The following is a 24,581-nucleotide window of genomic DNA, read 5'->3' as shown; positions in this document are numbered from 1 at the left end:
TGCTAATATATCTATATAATTCAAATTGTTAACCTTATTTAATTTGACAGAATGTCCGTGTATGGTAGAATATTTCACATAGGAGAGATAATTGTGGGAAATATAAAACTTATAAAATTACGGCGTATGGCTGTGGGAATGCTTATGCTTTTGATTCCTGTTATCGGGTCGCAAATTGCAATGGCATCTCTTTCTTCAGAAAGTATGTTTTCTAAAGAAGGGAAAAAAATTACTATTATTGATGGAGAAAATCGTATTACCGTACATTCTAATAGTAATGATTACAAACAAATAATATTTGAAAATAATATCACGTTTGGAAAACATGATTCCTATTGGACAAGTTCTAATGTAGTCAATGAGGGCTCAGTGATTGTTATAGAACGAGCGGTGCCGGTTATCCTTGATGTAAAAGGAAAGCAAAAGAAAGTGTACACTACTGATAAAACAGTACAAGGCGTTTTAAATACACAGGGATTTGATTGGAAGACAATGACTGCTTTAGAAGATGATATGGAAATGGTTAGAGCCGGAATGGTTATTCACGTTGTACCATATACAACTAAAATAGTTACTGTTGAACAAGATGGAGATGTCGTTTATGACAAGTGGTATGACAGTTCTTTAAGTTCGTCTGAACAAGTTATAGTTAAGGAAGGGCGACCGGATAAAGTAAAGGCAACTATTCAACAAACTATAGTTGAGGGGAAAGTAGTTAAGAAACAAATTATTAAAACTGAGACTATTGCACATGGCGAACATGGAATGATGAAAACAGGAGATAGCCAAGCGAATGTTTTGGGGTGGGTTTCGCATATGTATGCAACTGCCTATCATCCGGCTGATGGTAATGGCGATGGTATTACTGCAACAGGAACAAAAGCAGGATATGGAACCATTGCTGTAGATCCTGCAGTTATTCCTCTTGGTTCAAAAGTGTATGTACCTAATTATGGGGACGCTGTTGCTGCAGATACCGGTGGGGCAATTAAAGGAAATCGAGTAGATTTATGCATGGAAAACTACTCCGAATGTTTTGACTTTGGAGTAAGGTATGTAGATGTATTTGTACATTACTAATAATAAAAAGCAAGGATGACTGGTCATTCTTGCTTTTTATTTATTTTAAAATTTATAAAATATGTCTACATGTTATAATTAAATATCTAGGAGGATTCTTATGATTGCTTTTATTGCATTACTAATTATGCTTGTTGATCAGGGGACTAAATATATTGTTCAGCAGTATATGGAATTAGGGCAAACTATTGCGGTTATCCCGAATGTTTTTCATTTTACTTATATTTTAAATCCAGGTGCTGCTTTTGGGTTATTTCCATATCAAAATTGGATATTTTTAATTATTGTAGTTGCACTTTTTATAGCATTTTTTATGTTTAGGAATAAAATTGAATTAGCCCCCTTTTATTTTAAGTTAGGAATCAGTTTTCTGTTGGGGGGCTCATTAGGGAATGCGATAGACCGTATACGTATCCAAAGTGTGATAGATTTTTTTGATTGGAGAATATGGCCTATTTTTAATATTGCGGATATTGCAATTTGTGTAGGAACATTTTTAATTATGTTGTACTTTTGGAGGGAAGAGTTATGAAAACTTGTGTATATAATATAAATTCTTCTGAAATTGGACTTCGGGTAGATCAATTTCTTACAGCAAAAACAGGACTTACTCGTTCAGAAGTGCAAAAATGGATAAAAGAAGGATTGGCTCACAAGGATAGCAAAGTACTTAAAGCAAATTATCGCTTAGAAGAACAAGATGTTATTTCTTTTTCTTGGAAGACAAAAGAGAAAATAGAAATATATCCAGAGAACATTCCTTTGAATATTTTATTTGAGGATCAGGATATCTTGGTTATAAATAAAAAAAGAGGAATGGTTGTACATCCTGCGCCGGGAAATGGAAAGGGAACGTTAGTCAATGCCTTGCTGTACCATTGTGGGGATGGAATAAAACAGGTGGGAAGTGAAGGTCGTCCGGGGATTGTTCATAGACTCGACAAAGATACATCCGGTGTTATGGTCGTAGCTAAAACATCGTTGGCATACAATAAGCTCCAGAAAGATATTGCAACACATACCGTACAACGAAAATATGTAGCTTTAGTACATGGGCAGATGGCGGGTGAACATGGTGAAATTCGGCTTCCTTTAGGAAGAAGCAATAAGGATCGTATGAAATGGGATGTACAACCGGAAACAGGGAAAACCGCTATTACACATTTCAGAGTTTTAGAATATTTAAATCACTATTCATGGGTGGAATGTCGATTGGAAACTGGACGTACACATCAGATACGTGTTCATATGGCACATATCAGACACCCGGTGGTTAATGATCCTTTATATGGTTGGAAAAAAGATGATTTCCCTATTTCAGGTCAAGCACTTCATTCTTGTTTTTTAGCTTTTATACATCCAGTAACAGAAGAACATATGTGTTTTAATGCTCCGATTCCTAATGATTTGCAACAGTGTTTAGAGCGAGCCAGAAAAGAATAGCTAAAAAGTATATAACTTTGACAAAGAGTCTATAGCAAAGTACAATAAGGGGTATCAATGGGGACGTACTGGTTTCGACAGGGGTTACTGTATCATAGACAGCGAGCCGGGATTCCATCTTCCCGTAAAACGGTGGGAACACATAAAAGCAAGAAATAACTTTGCTTTAGCAGCTTAATGTAAACTGCTTGCCTCTTTAGAATTTTCCTGTGATTTTAAACAGGCATCAACTAACAGGATACTGATGAGAGACTTCCGGTATCTCTGAGGGAAATTCAACCGGTATAGGTAAAGGTAGTTTGTTCCTGTACAATACTTTACTGAAAATTAAAACAGGAACTGCGCTCGGAGAGGTTTATGGGGCGGGCCTTTTGGACAGGGGTTCAACTCCCCTCGTCTCCACCAAAAAAGTCAAAGCGAGATGAATTCTCGCTTTTATTTCAAGCTTAATATTGACAAATATCGATATATAAGTTAGAATACGAATACTGAAAATATAATATTATAATGTAGGAGGAAAATATAATGATTAATAAATTGACTGGTGTAGAAAATTTTGATAAAGCAATTGCTAAAGGAGATGTTATTGTAGGCTTTAGTGCACCTTGGTGTGGTTATTGCCGCAAAATTCGTCCCGTAATGGAGAAGTTATCTGAAGAAATGGATATTCCTTTTTATGGAATAAATTGTGATGATGATCAAGAATTAGCTAGACGATATAAGGTAGAAACTATTCCTAATATCTTTTATTTTAGAGACGGAAAGCCTATAGATAATATCATTGGATATGGTACAGTTGGATATAAAGAATTAAAAGATTTTTTTGCTAAAAACAGTATCAAATGATTGCACATAAAAAGGAATCTTATCAAAAGATAAGATTCCTTTTTATGTTAATATAATAGAAAATTACTGAAGGAGGAGCGGTATATGTTTGTTAGGGATTTAATACAAGAAATAAGAACAACACGACCATTAATCCATCATTTAACCAATTACGTTACTGTTAATGATTGTGCCAATATAGTGTTAGCTATAGGAGGTTCTCCGGTTATGGCTGACGCAGAGGAAGAAGTAGCTGAGATGGTTACATTGGCATCCTCGCTTGTCATAAATATAGGGACATTAAATAGGAGGAAAGTTTTATCTATGTTTCAAGCGGGGGAAGCGGCTAAGAAACACAATATTCCTATTGTTTTTGATCCTACAGGTGTAGGAGCCACTTCTTATAGAAATGATATAGCAAAAGAGATTATAAAAGAAATTCGTCCAACAGTTATTAAAGGGAATGCAAGTGAGATTTTAGCTCTTTTAGGAATAAAATCAAAGGGGAAAGGTGTGGATGCTTGTACGGGGACATCGATGAACACTTTGATAGCAGGGACAAAACAATTATCAGAATTAACAGATGCAATTATTGTAACAACAGGAGCTATAGATATTATTTCAAATGGTAAACAGACAATTTTGGTGAAAAATGGTGTAAGAGCGATGTCTTTAGTGACAGGAACCGGTTGTATGTGCAGTTCTTTAATTGGTACTTTTTGTGGAGTGGCTCAACAGGATATATTATCAGCAACTGCAATGGCTGTTATAATTATGGGGATTTCAGGAGAATTGGCATGGGATAAAGAAGGTTCTCGTGGATTGGGGCATTTTCACATGGGAATTATTGATGCAATTGGAGAGATGAATCATGACATTCTTAAGAAATATGGTAGATGGGATAAAATATAATATTGATTATTCTTTATATTTAATAACGGATAGAAATTTGCTTGGAAATCGAAATATAGAAAATATAGTTGAAGAAGCGATACAAGGAGGGGTTACTGTTGTTCAATTAAGAGAAAAGGACGGTGACTCCGTTTTTTTGTATGAACAAGCTTTGCTTATTAAAACTATAACGGATAAATATAACATCCCTCTTATTATCAATGATAGAGTGGATATTATGCTTGCTGCCGATGCAGCCGGTGTTCATGTTGGACAAACAGATTTACCTGTAGCTGTTGTTAGAAAGATAATTGGAAAAAATAAGATACTAGGCGTATCAGCTTCTTCTCTTGAAGAAGCTTTACAGGCGGAATTTGAAGGTGCAGATTATTTAGGTGTTGGCTCTATTTTTTTAACAAAAACGAAACTGGATACAAAGAAAACTTCTTTGCAAACATTACAACAAATTACTCAATCTGTTCATATACCGACATTAGCTATTGGAGGCATTCACTTAGATAATATAGATAATTTTAAAAATGTAAATATAGAAGGTATATGTGTAGTTTCAGAAATTATGGGAGCAAAAGACCCTTATAGTCGTGCACTACAACTACGAAGTCGATTAAGAGAAACGGGGATAAAAAAGAGAAAAGTGAGATAAAGGAAAAAGGGAGAAAGAGAGAAAAAATAAAAGAAAAAGAGGATAAAAATAGAGTTGACGTAAGAAATAGGGATATGATAGGATAGGATGCGTCGCCAAAAGGGCGAATAAGCAGAGAAAAAACTTCTGTTTTACTTAAAAAGTTACTTGACAAAAGAAAATTTGTAAGGTAACATAATGAAGTCGCTTACGGGCGATTGGTTCTTTGAAAACTGAACAGTATGACAAACAAAAGCCGATGTGCGGATTGGAAACAATCCCGCAATAATTTGAGAAAAAAAGGCAAGAAAATAATCGAGCCAAACAAACAATCTATCATGGAGAGTTTGATCCTGGCTCAGGACGAACGCTGGCGGCGTGCTTAACACATGCAAGTCGAACGGAAAGAGATGAAAGAGCTTGCTCTTTTATTAATTTCAGTGGCAAACGGGTGAGTAACACGTAAACAACCTGCCTTAAGGATGGGGATAACAGACGGAAACGACTGCTAATACCGAATACGTTCTAAGCATCGCATGATGCATAGAAGAAAGGGTGGCCTCTACAAGAAAGCTATCGCCTTAAGAGGGGTTTGCGACTGATTAGGTAGTTGGTGAGGTAACGGCTCACCAAGCCGACGATCAGTAGCCGGTCTGAGAGGATGAACGGCCACACTGGAACTGAGACACGGTCCAGACTCCTACGGGAGGCAGCAGTGGGGAATCTTCCGCAATGGACGAAAGTCTGACGGAGCAACGCCGCGTGAACGAAGAAGGTCTTCGGATTGTAAAGTTCTGTGATTCGGGACGAAAGGGTTTGTGGTGAATAATCATAGACATTGACGGTACCGAAAAAGCAAGCCACGGCTAACTACGTGCCAGCAGCCGCGGTAATACGTAGGTGGCAAGCGTTGTCCGGAATTATTGGGCGTAAAGCGCGCGCAGGCGGTTTCTTAAGTCCATCTTAAAAGCGTGGGGCTCAACCCCATGAGGGGATGGAAACTGGGAAGCTGGAGTATCGGAGAGGAAAGTGGAATTCCTAGTGTAGCGGTGAAATGCGTAGAGATTAGGAAGAACACCGGTGGCGAAGGCGACTTTCTAGACGAAAACTGACGCTGAGGCGCGAAAGCGTGGGGAGCAAACAGGATTAGATACCCTGGTAGTCCACGCCGTAAACGATGGATACTAGGTGTAGGAGGTATCGACCCCTCCTGTGCCGGAGTTAACGCAATAAGTATCCCGCCTGGGAAGTACGATCGCAAGATTAAAACTCAAAGGAATTGACGGGGGCCCGCACAAGCGGTGGAGTATGTGGTTTAATTCGACGCAACGCGAAGAACCTTACCAAGCCTTGACATTGATCGCAATCCATAGAAATATGGAGTTCTTCTTCGGAAGACGAGAAAACAGGTGGTGCACGGCTGTCGTCAGCTCGTGTCGTGAGATGTTGGGTTAAGTCCCGCAACGAGCGCAACCCCTATTTCCTGTTACCAGCACGTAAAGGTGGGGACTCAGGAGAGACCGCCGCGGACAACGCGGAGGAAGGCGGGGATGACGTCAAGTCATCATGCCCCTTATGGCTTGGGCTACACACGTACTACAATGGGTGCCAACAAAGAGAAGCGAAATCGCGAGATGGAGCGGACCTCATAAACGCACCCCCAGTTCAGATTGCAGGCTGCAACTCGCCTGCATGAAGTAGGAATCGCTAGTAATCGCGGGTCAGCATACCGCGGTGAATACGTTCCCGGGCCTTGTACACACCGCCCGTCACACTATGAGAGTTAGAGACACCCGAAGCCGGTGAGGTAACCGCAAGGGACCAGCCGTCTAAGGTGGAGCTGATGATTGGAGTGAAGTCGTAACAAGGTAGCCGTATCGGAAGGTGCGGCTGGATCACCTCCTTTCTAAGGAGACAGCTTTATAGAAATATAAAGACTGTAGGTCGGACATCGGAAGAGAGTTATACTGTTCAGTTTTGAGAGAACCAAAAGTTCTCTTAAAAAAGGAAAAGAAGATGTTCTTTGAAAACTATATAGAAGTAAAAGACGTAAGAAAGATTTCATAGAAAATCAATCTTGCGCACTGAAGGAAACTCAAAAGCAAGAAGGTCAAGGTGTGAAGTATGTAAGTTAAGATACTAAGGGCATACGGTGGATGCCTTGGCGATATCTGCCGAAGAAGGACGCGACAAGCTGCGAAAAGCTACGGGTAGGCGCAAATAGCCGTTGAACCGTAGATATCCGAATGGAGAAATCCGGCGGTGGTAATGCACCGTCACCCATACCGACCGGTATGAGGAGGGAACTCGGTGAACTGAAACATCTAAGTAACCGGAGGAGAAGAAATCAAACGAGATACCCCAAGTAGCGGCGAGCGAACGGGGAAGAAGCCTAAACCGAATAAGGAAACTTAATCGGGGTTGAGGACCGACAAAATTGGAGGAAAAGTTAGCCAAATCTCTTGGGAAAGAGAGCCGAAGACAGTGAGAGCCTGGTAGGCGAAAACAAGAACTCTAAGGACGGAATCCAGAGTAGTGCGGGACACGAGAAATCCCGTATGAAGCAGGGGGGACCACCCTCCAAGGCAAAACACAGATATCGACCGATAGCGCATAGTACCATGAGGGAAAGGTGAAAAGCACCCCGGGAGGGGAATGAAATAGAACCTGAAACCGTATGTTTACAAACAGTCAGAGACCGTATATAAAACAGGTCGATGGCGTGCCTATTGAAGAATGAACCAGCGAGTTACGAGGGCCGGCAAGGTTAAGCAGGAAATGTGGAGCCGAAGCGAAAGCGAGTCTTAATAGGGCGAGAAGTCGGAAAGCGTAGACCCGAAACCACAGTGATCTACCCATGTCCAGGTTGAAGCACAGGTAAAAATGTGTGGAGGACCGAACCTATATCTGTTGAAAAAGGTTAGGATGAGGTGTGGGTAGGGGTGAAATTCCAATCGAACGTGGAGATAGCTGGTTCTCCCCGAAATAGCTTTAGGGCTAGCCTCAAGTGGTGATTACAGGCGGTAGAGCACTGATCAGGAGCGGGACCTACCCGGTTACCAAACCCAGTCAAACTCCGAATGGCTGTAATCAAACTTGGGAGTCAGACTACGACTTATAAGGGCCGTGGTCAAGAGGGAAACAGCCCAGATCATCAGCTAAGGTCCCAAATGCCGTGCTAAGTGGCGAAGGATGTGGCGTTTCATAAACAACCAGGATGTTGGCTTAGAAGCAGCCATCATTTAAAGAGTGCGTAATAGCCCACTGGTCGAGAGACGCTGCGCCGAAGATGTCCGGGGCTCAAGCACGGAACCGAAGCTATGGCAGACGCAAGCCGTCTGGGTAGGGGAGCGTTCTTATTGGGGAGAAGCGATACCGGAAGGAGTCGTGGACTGATAAGAAGTGAGAATGCTGGTATGAGTATCGAAAAGAAAGGTGAGAATCCTTTCCACCGAAAGCCCGAGGGTTCCTGAGCAACGATCGTCGTCTCAGGGTAAGTCGGGACCTAAGCCGAGGCAAGAAGCATAGGCGATGGACAACAGGTTGAAATTCCTGTACCGGAAGAGTCTGATTGAGTGAAGGAGTGACGCAGAAGGGCACACAAGCATGCGAGTGGAAGAGCATGTCTAAGTGCGTAGCCTGTATGATAGGAAAAACCGTCATACGAGAAGGGTGAGACATGAAGGGGAGTTAAAGGAGACTTTAATGAACTTGTGAATCCCATGCTGCCAAGAAAAGCTTCTAGCGAGGACTCGTCCGCCCGTACCGTAAACCGACACAGGTAGGCGGGGAGAGAATCCTAAGGTGCGCGGGAAAACCCTCGTTAAGGAACTCGGCAAATTGCATCCGTAACTTCGGAAGAAGGATGGCCCTTGGTAGGCGAAGAGTCAAGCACTTGGAACCGAGAAGGGTGGCAGAAAAGAGGCCCAAGCAACTGTTTACCAAAAACACAGGTGCCTGCGAAAGCGAAAGCTGAAGTATAGGTGCTGACGCCTGCCCGGTGCTGGAAGGTTAAGGAGAGAGGTCAGCTAAGGCGAAGCTTTGAACTGAAGCCCCAGTGAACGGCGGCCGTAACTATAACGGTCCTAAGGTAGCGAAATTCCTTGTCGGGTAAGTTCCGACCCGCATGAAAGGCGTAATGATTTGGGCACTGTCTCAACGAGGGGCCCGGTGAAATTGAAATACCTGTGAAGATGCAGGTTACCCGCGACTGGACAGAAAGACCCCATGGAGCTTTACTGCAGCTTGAGATGGAATCTCGGAAGTAGATGCACAGGATAGGTGGGAGACAAAGAAGTATGTACTTAGGTATGTATGGAGTCGATGTTGGGATACCACCCTTCTAGTTCTGGGATTCTAACGCCAGGAGTAACGACCCTGCGGACAATCTCAGGTAGGCAGTTTGACTGGGGCGGTCGCCTCCGAAAGAGTAACGGAGGCGCCCAAAGGTTCCCTCAGGTCGGACAGAAACCGACCGACGAGTGCAAAGGCAGAAGGGAGCTTGACTGCGAGACCAACAAGTCGAGCAGAGACGAAAGTCGGGCTTAGTGATCCGGTGGTACTGTGTGGAAAGGCCATCGCTCAACGGATAAAAGCTACCCTGGGGATAACAGGCTAATCTCTCCCAAGAGTTCATATCGACGGGGAGGTTTGGCACCTCGATGTCGGCTCATCACATCCTGGGGCTGGAGTAGGTCCCAAGGGTTGGGCTGTTCGCCCATTAAAGTGGTACGCGAGCTGGGTTCAAAACGTCGTGAGACAGTTTGGTTCATATCCATCGCGGGCGTAAGAAGTTTGAGGGGGGCTGCTCCTAGTACGAGAGGACCGGAGTGGACGAATCAATGGTGTACCAGTTGTCACGCCAGTGGCATGGCTGGAAAGCCACATTCGGAAGGGATAAACGCTGAAAGCATCTAAGCGTGAAGCCCACCCCAAGATGAGACTTCTCATCAGAAATGAGTAAGATCCCTTATAGACTATGAGGTAGATAGGCCGCAAGTGGAAGAGCAGTGATGTTTGGAGCGATGCGGTACTAATAGATCGAGGTCTTAACTTAGAGAGAATCACAAAGCGCAGACAGTCTTGGAAGAGACTTCAGTGGTACTTCTATATAGTTTTGAAGGAATATCTTCAAAGAGAAACAGTGGCGATAGCTGTGAGGATACACCTGTACCCATGCCGAACACAGAAGTTAAGCTCACAAACGCCGAAAGTACTTGGCTGGAAGCGGCCCGGGAGGATAGGAAGCTGCTGATTAAGAAAGAACACTCATAGGAGTGTTCTTTTTTATTGTATATATACTTTTTATATTGAATGTTAAATGCAATATAAAAAGCTTCTTTATTTTTATAAAGAAGCTTTTTTGTTTAAATAGAATTGCTGGATCCTACTACTTCACGAATCTTATGAATTACCATTTCTTTTACAGCTTGTCTTCCTGCTTTTAAATAAGAACGTGGATCAAAATTATCCGGTTTGGAATAAATACTTTCTCTTACAGCAGCAGTCATTGCAAGGCGAATATCGGTATCAATATTAATTTTGCATACAGCCATTGTAGCAGCTTTACGTAGCATTTCTTCCGGAACACCTTTTGCTCCTAATACTTTTCCACCAAATTCATTACATTTTGCAACATACTTAGGTATAACAGTAGACGCACCATGAAGAACAATTGGATAGTTAGGAAGTAAGTCGCTTATTTTTTGAAGGCGTTCATAATCTAAATAAGGCTCTCCGCTATATTTATAAGCACCGTGACTTGTACCGATAGCAATTGCTAGAGAATCACAGCCGGTAAGTGCAACAAATTCAGCAGCTTGCTCAGGATCAGTAAAGATAGCATCTTTAGCATCTACGCTTACAAAATCTTCAACACCTGCAAGACGCCCTAATTCTGCTTCTACTACGACATTATGAGCGTGTGCATATTCTACCACTTGTTTGGTGATTTTTACATTTTCTTTATAAGGAAGTTTAGAACCGTCAAACATAACAGAAGTAAATCCGCCATCAATACATTCTTTGCACATTTCAAAGGATGCACCATGATCTAAATGAAGTGCTACCGGGACTTCCGGAAATTGCTTAACAGCAGTTTTTACGAGATCTACAATATAGGGTTGTCCTGCATATTGTCTAGCACCTTCAGAAGCTTGTAAAATTACAGCTGATTTTTCTTCATGTGCTGCTTCCATAATGCCTTGTATAATTTCCATATTGTTTACATTAAATGCTCCAATTGCATAGTGTCCTTTATATGCTTTCTTAAACATTTCTTTTGTGTCTACCAGTGCCATTTTGAATCCTTTCAATTACTTATAATTAAAAATACATATAGTCTACTTCTTATAGATTATACTAAGAATTTATTATATAAAAACTTCTCTATTATTATACGTTGTATAAATTATTTTTTCCAGTTGAAAAGGAATATCAATTATATAATTTAAATAGAAGAATATAATTTATGATTTGTGCTAAAATTAAAAGGAGGTTTTACTTTTTATTTTATTATAGGGATATAAAAACAATAGTGTATAATTAGTAAGTATTTAAATATCATACGGGTTATAAATATTAACTTTTAATATATAAGGATGGATAAGGAAATGAAATCATTTTCAAAATCAGTCAGCCGAATTGGTATAGATATGGGATCATCTCAAACGCGTATCTTTTCAGAAGGGCAACTTTTATTAGAGGAGAAAACTGTGGTAGCAGTTGATAATACAAATGATGATATACTTGGCTTTGGCACAGATGCTATTATTCATTATCATACAGAACCACAACGTGTACGTTTAGAATGGCCTGTAAAAAATGGAGCTATGATTGATTATTACTATACCAGGGGTATTTTAAGTTATTTCTTAAAAAAAGGATTAAAACATTCTTTATCCAGGCCTGAAATTGTAATGTCAATTCCTAGTGGACTTAGTTCGGTAGCAAGACATGCTTTAATTGATGCAACTATGCATGCAGGAGCAGCTAAAGTTTATTTAGTATCTTCTTCAGCAGCGGCTATTTTTGGGCAAGGAATTTCTTTAGGAGGTTCTGATGTTATTTTATCTGTTGTAATGGGAAGAGATATTACAGATTGTGGACTTTTTTCTTGCGGCGGGATTGTAGCACAGGAACAAATTGCTTTCGGTGGAAATAGCATTAATGAAGAAATTCAAGCATATGTAAGAGATTCTTTAAAAATTGTAATTGGAGAAGAAGAAGCGGAAGTTATTAAACAAAGTATGGTGTCTATAGCAGATCCAAATGCAGTAAAAGTTTTTACAATTCATGGACGTCGATTAGTAGATGGAGGTGCTGTAGCCGTTGAAATTAATACTACAGCACTTTATCAGGTTATTCAGACTGCATTAATGCCGGTATTGGAGTCAATAGAGCGTATTATTCGGAGAGCAACTCCGGATATGGCAGAAGATTTATTAAGAAATGGTCTTTTATTGTCCGGTGGTGCTGCACAATTATCAGGACTTAATCATTGGCTTAGTGCTCAATTAGGGATTCCTGTTGTAATAACCAAACATTCAGACTTAGCAGTGGTTATTGGTTGTTATCGTTCTTTTGATAAATATCGTCAGTTTCCGGATTTAATTGAAAGTGGAGATAAGTACTACGGAGGTAAGTAACTTTGTTCTTTTTTGGAAAACGCAAAATTATTATTTCAATACTGCTTTTTTTATTTATGACAATCTGTGGTTGGTTTTGGAGAAATCGAGAAGCGGTTTCTTTTATTTCGCAACCTCTTTCTATTGTTGAAGCACCTTTTATGTATGGTGCCAGTCGATTGACTTTATTAGGAAAATATGGTGGAGTAACTATTAATAAAATTCTTTCCAATTGGGATGAATTAGATAATTTAAAACGTGAAAATAATAATCTTAAAGCTGAACAAGTAGCATATAGTGAAATATTAGCAGAGAATATTAGGCTTAGAGAATTACTTGCATTTAAACAACAATATAATCAGTATCATATGCTTGGTGCAAAAGTTATTGCTAAAGATTATAATAGTTGGACAAACACGATTACTATTGATAGAGGTGCGGATGACGGAGTTTCTAAGTATATGGCAGTCATAGTGCCGGATGGAGCAGTAGGATTTATTATAGAAGCAGATAAAATGACTTCTAAAGTACAGTTACTTGTAGATCCAAGAACTTCTATAGGAGGAATTATACAAAGACCGGAATCTCGAGTTGCCTCTATTTTAAAAGGAACAGGGAATCGTTCTGATTTACTTGTTTTTGGAAATATCCCCAAAGAAGCTGATGTTATTAAAGGGGATACCGTTATTGCATCTGGATATGGCGGAATTTATCCTAAAGGAACTCTTATCGGTACTGTAAAACAAGTAGATGTAGATAAGTTGGGAATTTCTTTAGAAGCATTAGTTAAACCGGCTGTTGATTTTACTCGATTGGAAGAAGTATTTGTTGTTATTGCTTTTGAACAAATGATAGATCCTTTAGAAATAAAAAATCAAGTTCCTTTAACTGAGCCCGCAATGAATCCTAATGAGCAGCAAGCTAAGGATAATAAAACAGGTGACTGATAATGAGTGTATTTTATATGATAATCACAGGCTTTTGTGTGTTTGTTATACAATGGTCCATATTCCCTTTTTTATGTAGTGCTATTTGGCAACCCGACTTATGGTTAACATTACTTATTTTGAGTGCCTTAATGTATGATAAAAAAGAAATACTTATTTGGACTATTTTTGGAGGTTTTATTCAAGATATTACCTCCGGAAGTATGATTGGTACACATTTACTTCTTTATACTATTATAGCCCTTCTATTTTTTAAGTTTGTAAGGCAAAAGTTTAATAGAAGATGGTATATTTCAATTTTGGCAGTTATGATAGGTACTTTTATTTATACTATATTATCAGGGTTATTAATTACTATTAGTGGAGAAAATCTTTCTTTACCTATGTATATTGCATTTAAATCTGTTCCACTTATGTTATCAAATGGTGTATCAGCACTTTTTATGTATAATTTACTGTGGAATGTGACAATTGAGGGGGAGTCGCAGTGGTAAAAAGGAATAAAATCCCTGGATTTCTCAGTAATCTTATAAAAAAAGAAGAAGAGTCTAGATATGCAAATATGCTTTATATTGCGGTGATTTTTCTTTGTTTATTAAGTTTACGTATTTTTTATATGCAAATTCTTAAAGGGTCCTACTATAAGAGTGAATCTGATGGAAATAGAATGAGACAAATTCCGGTACAGGCGGCTCGAGGTGTTATGTATGATCGTAATGGAAAAATTATGGCGGGTTCTCGCAGTGCTTATAGTATTATTCTTTCTGATGTAAATAAAGATAAAGATATTCCGGAGATAGAGTTAAATCGATTAGCTTCTTTACTAAATATATCAGCATCTGAAATTAAAGAAAAAATTTCTAAAAATAAAAAATCGTTTGGTGAAATTGTTATTGCAAGAGATGTAGGGATTGATGTAGCCACACAAATTGAAGAAAGACGGGATGAATATCCTAATTTTAATATTGAAGTATATCCTTTGCGGGTATATCCGTTAAATGATGCCGGGGGACAAATTCTTGGATATGTTGGTGAAGCGGGAGAAGAGGATAGAGATTCTAATGGAAATACCTATCAATTGGGAACTATTATTGGTAGGGCAGGCTTAGAGGCTCAATTTAATGAATATTTAGAAGGTACAAATGGTACTAAGTTAGTAGAAGTGGATGCATCAGGTCATCCTGTAAAAATTCTTAATGGTATACCGGTAACTCGAGGTCATAACATTAGACTCACTTTAGATAGTAGAGTACAAAAAGCAGCAGAAGATGCTATTAAAGAACAAATGATTACATTAGGTAGTTCAGGTTCTTTTGCAACCGGGGCGTCTGCTGTTGCAATGGATCCACAAACGGGAGCTATTTTAGCTATGGTTAGTTGGCCAAGTTATGATTCTAACCATTTTAGCCAAGGTATATCAGCTAAAGAATGGAATAGCTTAATAACGAATCCAAATCATCCTATGCAAAATAGAACTATTTCTTCCATGTATCCACCCGGGTCTACCTTTAAGGTTATTACAGGGGCAGCTGCGTTAGAAGCTCATGTAATGACACCTAGTGAGCAAATTTATGACAGTGGTAAACATTGGGTTATAGATAAACGAAATGCACAAGGAGAAGCTTTTGGATGGATTGATTTTTACCAAGCTATGGCTAAGTCTGATAATGTCTATTTTTATGAGATGGGGCGTCGTTTAGGGATTGATCGTCTTGCTGCCATGTCTAGAGCATTTGGGCTTGGAAAAAAAACAGGAATTGATTTGCCGGGAGAAACGGAAGGTAATGTGGCTAGTGAAGAGTATAAAAGAGAAGTGTTTAATCAAGATTGGTACTTAGGAGAAACTTTTGATGCAGCCATCGGGCAAAGCTATACTTTGGTTACACCTCTTCAAATGGCAGTGGTATACTCTGCCATTGCAAATGGTGGATATCGTTATCGCCCTTATTTAGTGACTCGTATTGATAATTTTGATGGAACTCCTCTTAAGATTTACTCTCCGGAAGTTATGGGAACAGTTCCTATTTCTAAAACGACTTTAGAAACAATTCAAGCTTCTATTTTAGGAGTTATGAAAAAAGAGGGAACAGGAGGATTTTTATTTGCAGACTATCCTATACCTATTGCAGGTAAATCGGGAACAGCAGAAACTAACGGTATCGATAATGGATGGTTTATTGCTTATGCACCTTATGATAAACCTGAAATTGTAGTGGTGGTTATGTTTGAACATAGTGGGTTTGGTGCAGATTCAGCGGCACCTGTTGTAAAAAAGATGATGGATGCTTATTTTCATCTTGATGGAAATAATAAAATAAATTAGAAAAGTTTCTTTGAAAAAGAGAGGAGGCAATCGTGTGAGCCATTTGACTGCAATAGTATCTGGTAAAGGTGGGGTAGGAAAATCCACCTTAACAGCCGCTCTCGGAATTACTCTTGCTCGTGCAGGGAAAAGAGTACTTCTTATTGATGGAGATTTAGGTCTTTGTAATTTAGATATTATTTTAGGTGTTAGTGATAAAGTAAAACATCATATATATGAATTGGCACAAGGTAGTTGTTTTCTTGAAGAAGCGATTATTTCTGTATCTGATAATCTTGATTTTATAGCAGGAACCGTAGAACAAACTTGGGACTACGTTTTTGAAGGAGCTATAGATACCGTATTGGAAGATTTAGGGGAAATCTACGATTATATTTTATTAGATTGTCCAGCAGGAATTGGGCGGGGAATTGAATATGTGAAACAACATGCTGATGATGTAATACTTATACAACTTCCCACAAAAACAAGTCAAAGAGATGCTTTACACACTCGTGAAATTTTAAGAAACCATATACCTATTTGGGTTTTATTAAATGAATTTACTTATAACAATCAGGAATCATTGGAAGCTGTTTTAGCACAAATAGATAGAGAGAAACTATTAGGAGTAGTTCCTTATTCTGAAAAGATTTCTCTACTTTCTAATCAAGGAAATTTTATAAATGAGTCTTATTGGGGCGTATTAACGGAAGCCATACATATTATTGCAAAGAATTATATAGATTTTAAAGTATATCCTAATTCTACATGGATACAATTGTTAAAATCTGCAGAGGAAGAAATTCCTTTAAAAGTAGATGAACAAACTAAAAAACGTGAAAAAGAAAAACAAACTTTACTTTCTCGTATGGTGTATAAATGGGGACGAAGGAGATGGTAATCAATGCATAAAATATTGAAAATTTTCAAAAAATTAGATTGGTCACTATTTCTTTCAATAATAGGGTTAGCAGTTATTAGCTTATTAATTATTGGAAGTGCTACACATGCCAATATTTCTCATGTGGAAGGACAATTTGATTTTATTATTAAACAGGGAGCTTTTCTATTATTAGGCATTATTACATCTATTTTTATGTTAAAGTATGATTTTCATATTTTAGAGAAATATATTAAAAGTATTTATATTTTAAATATAATTTTACTTTTAATTGTAAAATTTGCCGGTACCAGTGCACTTGGTGCACAACGTTGGATACAAATTGGACCGTTTACGCTGCAACCTTCAGAATTTGCAAAATTATTTATGATTATTTGTTTAGCTAAGTTATTAGCTAAACATCCGGAAGGTTTTCATACATGGAAAAGTTTGATTCCGGTTATAGCACTTATGGGGATTCCTTTTATTTTAGTATTAATTCAACCGGATTTAGGAACCAGTTTAGTTTTTGGCGCTATTACGTTTGGAATGCTTTATGCTTGTGGATTTGATATGAAAATGTTTAAGCAGATTTTAGGGGGATTTATTGTTTCATTGCCGGCTATTTGGTTTTTCTTATTGCATGATTACCAAAAAATGAGAATTAAAGTATTATTTGATCCTGACTTAGATCCTTTTGGTTCAGGATATCATGTGATTCAATCTAAAATTGCTATTGGTAGTGGTGGTTTTTTTGGAAAAGGACTTTTTGAAGGAACACAAAGTCAATTAAATTTTTTACCGGAGAATCATACAGATTTTATTTTTTCTGTTGTAGGAGAAGAACTGGGATTTATTGGTGCGATATTTTTACTGTTTTTGTATTTTTTAATACTTTATAGAGCACTTATTATTTCACACTCTACACATGATAGATTTGGAAGCCTTATTGCGGTCGGTATTTTCTCCATGTGGTTGTTCCAAGTTTTTATTAATGTAGGAATGACTTTAGGAATTATGCCTGTAACAGGAATTCCATTACCTTTTATGAGTTATGGCGGAAGTGCTCTTCTTATGAATATTCTATGTGTGGGACTGTTAATGAATATTTTTATTCGAAGGAAAAAATTGCTATTTGATGAATAGTTAAGAATGTGAAAACAATAAAGAGGATTCTTCAATTATTTAAATGCATGGTTCTTATTCATGTTAAAGGGAGGGGTAATGAAACAAATCTTATTAGATTGCTTGCCGGAAGAGATTATGATGGCAGTAATTACAGATGGAATACTTACAGACTTTGAAATTGAACGTGTTGAGGAATCCAGTTTAGTTGGAAGAGTATATAAAGGTATTGTAAAGAATGTATCACCTACATTAAAAGGTATATTTTTAGATATAGGTATAGCTAAAAATGCTTTTTTACGAATGGAGAATTGGCCTTCTATAAAAAAGAAACCTACTATTGGGGAATCTATATTAGTACAAGTATTAAAAGATGCAACAAGTACGAAAGGGCCTTTAGTTTCAGGTGTCTTGAATATTCCTGGAAGATGTGCGGTTTTACTTGAAAATACCGGTTATATAGGCGTGTCTAAAAAGATTTCCAATGAGAATACAAGGAAGCAATTAAAAGATATAGGATATTCTTTATGCCCGGATGGATTAGGGCTTATTATACGCACAGTAGCAGCTGAAACGGCTATTGATAAAGTAAAAGAAGAAATTTCTCATCTTATTAATACATGGAATATTATTAAGCGTCGAGCTGAAATAGAAAAAGCTCCGGCTCTTTTATATAGAAGTAGTGATATCGTAGTTAGATGTCTTAGAGAATATATAACCAATAAAAATGATTTTATTATTGCTGACGATCAGAAGATTGTTAAACGTTTACAGCATATTGCAGAATCAGAGGAGAGTTTAATAAAAGAGAATATTCAATATTATGATGGTATTACTCCTATTATGCAAAGGTATCAAGTTTGGGAAGATATTCAATCCCTGTATAAAAGAGAAGTTCAATTACCGTCCGGAGGATCTATAGTTATTGATTATACAGAAGCATTAACTGCGATTGATGTTAATTCCGGTTCTTTTCATGCTTATGGAATTCCTCATGAAGATGCTGCTTATTTAACCAATAGAGAGGCTGTTTTAGAGATTGCAAAGCAGATTAGATGTAGAGGTATCGGGGGAATTATTCTTATTGATTTTATTGATATGCAAAAGGAACAGAATAAAGAAAAGATTGTAGAGCAGCTTAAATCAGCAGTAAAAAAAGATAAAATTAAAACAGTCGTTTGTGGAATGACATCACTAGGTCTTGTTGAAATGACCAGGAAAAGAAGTACATATCGGTTAGAGCAATTAGCATATAGTTCATGTCCTTTGTGTGAGGGACATGGACGAATAGCTTCTACACAATCCATAATTACTACTATTCACAGAAATTTAAAAAGAATTAAAAAGAATTATAAAAGAGATGAAAAAATTATTATTCAATGTCATCCTTCGATTGCAGAATCATTAGAATCAGAAAAGGAACAATATTATTTAAAGTCGTTAATGCATAAAGATATTCATATAGAAAAGAAAGAGAGTTTAAAACGAGAAGTTTTTTCTGTATTATCTTTGTCCGAGTAAATTAAGTTAAAACAAATTACAGAGAACTATAATTTATTCTTGCAATTGTATAGTGCATTTGTTATACTAGTCAAGAATTATGTTTGTTTTGAAATGAGGTGCAAACAGTGAAGAAGGGAATTCATCCGGATTATCATCCAGTCGTATTTCGCGACATCGGTGCAGATTATTCTTTCCTGACTCGTTCTACGGCTACTTCTGACCAGACCGTAAAATGGGAAGATGGTAATGAATATCCGTTGATTAATATCGATATTAGCAGCCAGTCCCATCCGTTCTATACAGGACAGCAGCGTTTTGGTAAGGCTCGTGGTCGTATCGAAAAATTCAACAAGCGTTACGGCGTTAAGTAAAAAATGGAAAACAGGGCATTTGCCCTGTTTTTTTCATTCTCTGAATTTTATATGATATACTGATTTGAGATATTTCAAAATTATATGATGTGAGGAGTTAATAAATGAAAACAGAAAAACTGGAAGCGAAAGAAGCCAGATTTTTAAGTATAGAAGATCAATTAAGCGATCCTTCCGTAATTGCAAATCAAACGAAATGGAGAGCTTTATCTAAAGAACATGCTGAATTATCAGAAATTGTGCAAAAGTTTAGAGAATATAAAGAAGCAAATAAACGTTGTCAAGATTTAAAAGATATTCTTGGCGATAATGATATGAAAGAATTACATGATCTTGCTAAAGAGGAGTTAAAAGAGGCAACAGAGGAGATCGTATGCTTAGAAAAAGAGATTCGAGTGTTGTTAATTCCTAAAGATCCTAATGATAATAGAAATGTTATTTTAGAAATTAGAGCAGGCACCGGTGGGGATGAAGCTGCATTGTTTGCTGCAGATTTAATAAAAATGTATTTAAAATTTGCAGAAAGTCGTGGATGGAAAACTTCTATTGCTGACTCCAGCGAAACAGATTTAGGAGGGTTTAAAGAAGTTACTTGTCTTATTGATGGTCAAAATGCTTATTCATTACTTAAGTTTGAAAGTGGTGTACATAGAGTACAACGTGTGCCTGAAACTGAAAGTTCCGGACGTGTACATACTTCTGCTGTAACCGTTGCTGTATTGCCTGAGGCACAAGATGTGGATGTAGATATTGATATGAAAGACCTTCGTATAGATGTATATAGAGCATCAGGGGCTGGAGGGCAGCATATTAATAAAACATCATCAGCTATTCGTATTACGCACATTCCAACAGGAACTGTGGTAACTTGTCAAAATGAAAGAGACCAAAGACAAAATAAAGAAAAAGCACTACAAATTTTACGTTCCAGATTGTATTTAGAAGCTTTACAGAAAGAAGTAGAAAAAACTGCTGCGGATCGAAAGGGGCAAGTTGGTTCGGGAGATCGTTCTGAACGTATTCGGACATATAATTTCCCACAAGGTCGAGTTACCGATCACCGTGTACACGTAACATTATATCAATTGGATGATTTTTTGAATGGGCATATGGAGCCGATACTTCATAGACTTATTGAAGCTGATTTGGCACAGCGGATGGGAAATGAGGACGAATAATGACTGCTAATAGTGTATGGACTATACAGCGTATTTTGCAGTGGACAACTCAATATTTTAAAATACATCACATTGAAGAAGCTAGATTGGATGCAGAGCTTCTTTTAGCACATGTTTTAAAAAAAACTCGTATTTATTTATATACTAATTTTGAGAAAATATTAAATAAATCAGAATTATCAGAATATCATACTCTGATTGAAAAAAGAGTACAAGGACTTTGTGTAGCTGCATTAACGGGACATAAATCTTTTATGGGATTAGATTTTTATGTCAATAAAAATGTATTAATTCCTCGTCCGGATACGGAAGAGTGGGTAGAAAAAATTATACAAAGATATAGAACGGTTGAAAATTTTAAAATATTAGATTTGGGTACTGGGAGTGGGGCCATTGTTCTTAGTTTTCTTACTTATTGTATAGGTGCTATTGCAGTTGGTATTGATATTTCAGATGATGCACTAGATGTAGCAAAAAAAAATGGAGTATTATTATCTTTATCTGAACGAGTAGAGTGGAGACAGGGAGACTTTTTAAAAGCATTAAAAGAGGGGGAACTATTTGATGGAATTTTTAGTAACCCTCCTTATATACCGACGAGAGAAATAGAGACTTTAGCAAAAGAAGTAAGACATGAGCCTTATTTAGCATTAGATGGAGGCATAGACGGGTTGGATTTTTATCGACTACTTGTTAATGGAGCTGCTAATCATTTAAAGCCGGGTGGTTTTTTAGCCTTTGAAGTAGGAATTAATCAATCAAAGATTGTTGAAACTATGTTACAAAAGACAGCATTTTTTACTGATTTTGAAATCATTAAAGATCTTAATGGTATTGAGAGAGCTATTTACTGTAGAAAGAAGTGAGAATAATGAAGACCAAAGTCATAAAAGCAAATGCTCATTCTTGGAATCAGAAGCTTAAAGAGTTATCTTATATTATTAAACAAGGCGGTTTAGTTGCTTTTCCAACAGAAACAGTTTATGGTCTTGGCGGGAACGGACTGGATGCGAAAGTAGCTAAAAAGATTTATGCAGCGAAAGGGCGTCCTTCTGATAACCCTTTAATTCTTCATGTAGCAGATAAAAAAGATGTAGAATTATTGGTTTGTGATATTACACCTCTTGAAAGAAAACTTATGGATGCTTTTTGGCCGGGGCCTTTAACAATTGTTTTTCCAAAAAAGGATATAGTGCCTTTTGAAATTTCAGGGGGACTTGATACGGTTGCTATACGATGCCCGGCGTTAGAATTTACCAGGGAATGGATTCGTGCCTGTGGAGTACCTATTGCCGGACCTAGTGCTAATTTATCAGGAAAACCCAGCCCAACTACTGTAGAAGCAGTATTGCATGATATGGATGGTCGAATTGATGCAATTATTGATGGAGGAGTTACTGATATAGGTGTCGAATCTACCATTGTATCTGCTAGGCAAAATAAAATAATTATTTATCGACCTGGTGGAATTACCAAAGAGATGCTTGAAAACTATGCTTCCGTAGAATTGGATAAGGGACTTACTTCTTCTTTTATACCACCTTTAGCTCCTGGAATGAAATATACACATTATGCACCTACTTCACCTTTGGTAGTTTATACTGGTGATACTAAAAAAGTAGAGAATAAAATTTTATCTTTTATAAATAAAAAAGATAAAAAATATGGTTTTTTTGTAAGTGAAGAAACAGCTGCTTTATTACCGGAGGATGCGGTTGTCTTTTGCTGGGGATCTAGGAACAATCAACAACAAATGGCACACCGATTATTTCAAGGATTACTATACTTTAACACGAATGTAGTTGATGAAATTATAGGTGAAGGAACCTCGCATACAGGATTGGGATTAGCTATTATGAATCGCTTGACTAAGGCTTCAGGATATCATATTATTGTTGAAAGCACGTAATAAGAGTAATTTATTTTATTAAAGTATACCTTTAATAGGGGGGCAATGAATGAAAGTTGCAATAGCAAGTGATCATGGTGGATTAGAATTAAAGAATGTAATTAATGAACACTTAAAAGATAAAGGAATAGAAGTCATTGATTGTGGAACTTATACAAAGGAATCTTGTGATTATCCGGATTATGCAGAAAAAGCATGTAAGAAAGTACAAGATGGAAATGCAGAAATTGCTATTCTAGTTTGTGGTACCGGATTAGGAATGAGTATTGCTGCAAATAAAATGAAAAACATTCGTGCAGTAGTGTGCGGAGAAGAATTTTCAGCTTATCATGCGAAATCACATAATAATGCGAATGTATTATGTTTGGGCGCAAGAGTTGTAGGGATAGGACTTGCTACCTTAATAGTAGACACCTTTTTAAATGCGTCTTTTGAAGGTGGAAGACATGAAAGACGTGTAAATAAAATTGCACAGTTAGAATCTTCTTTGTTTGAATAATTTTGATATTTATAACTTTGTTATATTTCATTTTAATTTTTATTATAGGTATTTTCTAGGAAATAAATGTGGTAATACATTAAGGAAATCAAGAAAGGAAATTAAGTATGAAACATATAAAACAAGATAAAGCAGTTTATGAAAGTATCAAAGAAGAACTGAACCGTCAGAGAAATAAATTAGAGATGATAGCCTCTGAAAATTTTACAAGTTATGCAGTTATGGAAGCACAAGGCAGTATAATGACTAATAAGTATGCCGAAGGCTATCCGGGGAAAAGATATTATGGTGGGTGTGAGTTTGTAGATAAAGTAGAACAATTAGCTATTGATAGGGCTAAAGAGTTATTTGGTGCTGAACATATAAATGTACAGGCACATTCCGGATCACAAGCAAATCTAGCAGTTTATTATGGTATTTTAAAGCCCGGTGATACTGTAATGGGCATGAATTTAAATGATGGTGGACATTTATCTCATGGAAGCCCTGTTAATATTTCAGGTAATTACTTTAATGTTGTTTCTTATGGTGTAAGTCGTTTGGATGAACGTATTGATTATGATGAATTGGAAAGAATTGCAGTAGAAACTCAGCCGAAGTTGTTGATTGGTGGTTCCAGTGCTTATTCACGTATTATTGATTTTGAAAGAATGGCGACAATCGCGAAAAAAGTGAATGCTTTATTTATGGTAGATATGGCTCACTTTGCCGGATTAGTGGCTGGTGGCGATTATCCTAATCCGATACCATGGGCAGATATTATAACTACCACTACACATAAGACACTCCGTGGTCCACGAGGGGGAATTATTATGTGTAAAGAAGCTTTAGCTAAAATTATTGATAAAGCAATATTTCCTGGAATTCAAGGTGGCCCATTAATGCATGTGATTGCTGCAAAAGCAATTGCATTAGGAGAGGCACTAACTGATGATTTCAAGACATACTCTCATCAGATTTGTCTTAATGCAAAAGCATTATCCAATGAATTAATTCGAAGTGGAATTCGAGTGGTATCAGGCGGGACGGATACTCACGTATTGCTTGCTGATGTAACTACTTTAGGCATTAATGGAAAAGAAGCACAAAATGTATTAGATGAAGTAGGAATTACGTGTAATAGGAATACGATTCCTTTTGAAAAATTAAGTCCTTTTGTTACAAGTGGAATTCGCTTGGGATCACCTGCATTAACAACTCGAGGATTTAAAGAAGCTGATTTTGTAGAATTAGCAGGAATTATTAGTGCTGTATTAAAAAATACTGAAAGTGAAGAAGTAAAAAACATTGTCAAATCACGGGTCAAAACTCTTTGTGATAAATATCCGCTGTATAAAGACTTTTAAATAGAATTTCA

20 protein-coding genes, 3 rRNA genes and 1 other RNA gene are annotated in these 24,581 nt (G+C 37.4%); 23 read left to right on the top strand and 1 reads right to left on the bottom strand.

Annotated features, from left to right (window positions below; all coding sequences use genetic code 11):
* Window positions 1-93: 93 nt before the first annotated feature.
* From BCB69_RS03235 to rrf, 10 genes are all read left to right on the top strand, one after another.
* A complete protein-coding gene (locus BCB69_RS03235) occupies window positions 94-1,080 on the top strand; it encodes a G5 and 3D domain-containing protein (RefSeq protein WP_022513633.1) in 987 nt (328 codons plus the stop codon).
* A gap of 100 nt (window positions 1,081-1,180) precedes the next feature.
* On the top strand, window positions 1,181-1,612 hold the full coding sequence (gene lspA / locus BCB69_RS03230) for a signal peptidase II (RefSeq protein WP_022513632.1): 432 nt from the start codon (window positions 1,181-1,183) through the stop codon (window positions 1,610-1,612).
* A complete protein-coding gene (locus BCB69_RS03225; protein WP_022513631.1) occupies window positions 1,609-2,523 on the top strand; it encodes an RluA family pseudouridine synthase in 915 nt (304 codons plus the stop codon). Before lspA ends, BCB69_RS03225 begins: the two co-directional genes overlap by 4 nt.
* Before the next feature lie 59 nt (window positions 2,524-2,582).
* Window positions 2,583-2,928: a transfer-messenger RNA gene (gene ssrA, locus BCB69_RS03220) on the top strand.
* Between the two features lie 120 nt (window positions 2,929-3,048).
* Window positions 3,049-3,369, top strand: coding sequence for a thioredoxin family protein (locus tag BCB69_RS03215; RefSeq protein WP_022513630.1), 321 nt, complete (start codon window positions 3,049-3,051; stop codon window positions 3,367-3,369).
* Window positions 3,370-3,453: 84 nt separating this feature from the next.
* Window positions 3,454-4,260 (top strand): hydroxyethylthiazole kinase, encoded by an 807-nt coding sequence (gene thiM, locus BCB69_RS03210; protein WP_069176987.1) that lies wholly within the window; start codon window positions 3,454-3,456, stop codon window positions 4,258-4,260.
* On the top strand, window positions 4,220-4,903 hold the full coding sequence (gene thiE, locus BCB69_RS03205; protein WP_236887165.1) for a thiamine phosphate synthase: 684 nt from the start codon (window positions 4,220-4,222) through the stop codon (window positions 4,901-4,903). Before thiM ends, thiE begins: the two co-directional genes overlap by 41 nt.
* A 314-nt stretch (window positions 4,904-5,217) precedes the next feature.
* Window positions 5,218-6,788: ribosomal RNA gene (locus BCB69_RS03200) — 16S ribosomal RNA — on the top strand.
* A 223-nt stretch (window positions 6,789-7,011) separates the two neighbouring features.
* Window positions 7,012-9,938 (top strand): 23S ribosomal RNA (locus BCB69_RS03195).
* Between the two features lie 83 nt (window positions 9,939-10,021).
* Window positions 10,022-10,138 (top strand): 5S ribosomal RNA (gene rrf, locus BCB69_RS03190).
* The 16S, 23S and 5S rRNA genes sit together here, the layout of an rRNA operon.
* A gap of 110 nt (window positions 10,139-10,248) precedes the next feature.
* Here the strand turns inward: rrf and fba are convergent.
* Window positions 10,249-11,181: a class II fructose-1,6-bisphosphate aldolase gene (gene fba / locus BCB69_RS03185; protein WP_022513528.1), complete on the bottom strand. Its 933-nt coding sequence runs from the start codon at window positions 11,179-11,181 to the stop codon at window positions 10,249-10,251.
* Between the two features lie 312 nt (window positions 11,182-11,493).
* Between fba and BCB69_RS03180 the strand changes: the two genes are divergently transcribed.
* The 13 genes from BCB69_RS03180 (at window position 11,494) to BCB69_RS03120 (ending at window position 24,570) form a co-directional block, all read left to right on the top strand.
* A complete protein-coding gene (locus BCB69_RS03180) occupies window positions 11,494-12,528 on the top strand; it encodes a rod shape-determining protein (RefSeq protein ID WP_022513527.1) in 1,035 nt (344 codons plus the stop codon).
* A gap of 56 nt (window positions 12,529-12,584) precedes the next feature.
* Window positions 12,585-13,454 (top strand): rod shape-determining protein MreC, encoded by an 870-nt coding sequence (mreC, locus tag BCB69_RS03175; protein ID WP_236887164.1) that lies wholly within the window; start codon window positions 12,585-12,587, stop codon window positions 13,452-13,454.
* A gap of 2 nt (window positions 13,455-13,456) precedes the next feature.
* Window positions 13,457-13,948 carry a rod shape-determining protein MreD gene (mreD, locus tag BCB69_RS03170; protein ID WP_022513525.1) on the top strand — a complete coding sequence of 164 codons (492 nt, stop codon included), beginning with the start codon at window positions 13,457-13,459 and terminating at the stop codon, window positions 13,946-13,948.
* A 68-nt stretch (window positions 13,949-14,016) separates the two neighbouring features.
* Window positions 14,017-15,777: a penicillin-binding protein 2 gene (gene mrdA, locus BCB69_RS03165; protein ID WP_083990057.1), complete on the top strand. Its 1,761-nt coding sequence runs from the start codon at window positions 14,017-14,019 to the stop codon at window positions 15,775-15,777.
* A 34-nt stretch (window positions 15,778-15,811) separates the two neighbouring features.
* Window positions 15,812-16,660, top strand: a complete 849-nt coding sequence (locus tag BCB69_RS03160; RefSeq protein ID WP_069176985.1) for a nucleotide-binding protein — start codon at window positions 15,812-15,814, stop codon at window positions 16,658-16,660.
* A gap of 3 nt (window positions 16,661-16,663) precedes the next feature.
* Window positions 16,664-17,785, top strand: a complete 1,122-nt coding sequence (gene rodA / locus BCB69_RS03155; RefSeq protein ID WP_022513356.1) for a rod shape-determining protein RodA — start codon at window positions 16,664-16,666, stop codon at window positions 17,783-17,785.
* 78 nt (window positions 17,786-17,863) lie between these two features.
* Window positions 17,864-19,285, top strand: a complete 1,422-nt coding sequence (locus BCB69_RS03150) for an Rne/Rng family ribonuclease (RefSeq protein ID WP_069176984.1) — start codon at window positions 17,864-17,866, stop codon at window positions 19,283-19,285.
* Window positions 19,286-19,392: 107 nt separating this feature from the next.
* The gene (locus BCB69_RS03145) at window positions 19,393-19,638 is read left to right on the top strand and encodes a type B 50S ribosomal protein L31 (protein ID WP_022514178.1); all 246 of its coding nucleotides are present in this window, start codon (window positions 19,393-19,395) and stop codon (window positions 19,636-19,638) included.
* Between the two features lie 104 nt (window positions 19,639-19,742).
* Window positions 19,743-20,816: a peptide chain release factor 1 gene (prfA, locus tag BCB69_RS03140; protein WP_069176983.1), complete on the top strand. Its 1,074-nt coding sequence runs from the start codon at window positions 19,743-19,745 to the stop codon at window positions 20,814-20,816.
* Window positions 20,816-21,682 carry a peptide chain release factor N(5)-glutamine methyltransferase gene (gene prmC / locus BCB69_RS03135; protein ID WP_022514175.1) on the top strand — a complete coding sequence of 289 codons (867 nt, stop codon included), beginning with the start codon at window positions 20,816-20,818 and terminating at the stop codon, window positions 21,680-21,682. Before prfA ends, prmC begins: the two co-directional genes overlap by 1 nt.
* A 5-nt stretch (window positions 21,683-21,687) precedes the next feature.
* Entirely contained in the window at window positions 21,688-22,725 is a 1,038-nt protein-coding gene (locus BCB69_RS03130) for an L-threonylcarbamoyladenylate synthase (protein WP_069176982.1), read from the top strand.
* A gap of 49 nt (window positions 22,726-22,774) precedes the next feature.
* Complete coding sequence (gene rpiB, locus BCB69_RS03125; RefSeq protein WP_022514173.1) at window positions 22,775-23,224, top strand: ribose 5-phosphate isomerase B; 450 nt, start codon at window positions 22,775-22,777, stop codon at window positions 23,222-23,224.
* Between the two features lie 107 nt (window positions 23,225-23,331).
* Window positions 23,332-24,570, top strand: a complete 1,239-nt coding sequence (locus tag BCB69_RS03120; protein ID WP_069176981.1) for a serine hydroxymethyltransferase — start codon at window positions 23,332-23,334, stop codon at window positions 24,568-24,570.
* Window positions 24,571-24,581: the final 11 nt, after the last annotated feature.

Source organism: Dialister pneumosintes (genome assembly GCF_001717505.1).
Taxonomy (GTDB): Bacteria; Bacillota; Negativicutes; order Veillonellales; family Dialisteraceae; genus Allisonella; species Allisonella pneumosinta.
The sequence above is the reverse complement of the archived record's forward strand: the minus strand, read 5'-3'. Positions and strand labels throughout refer to the sequence as shown.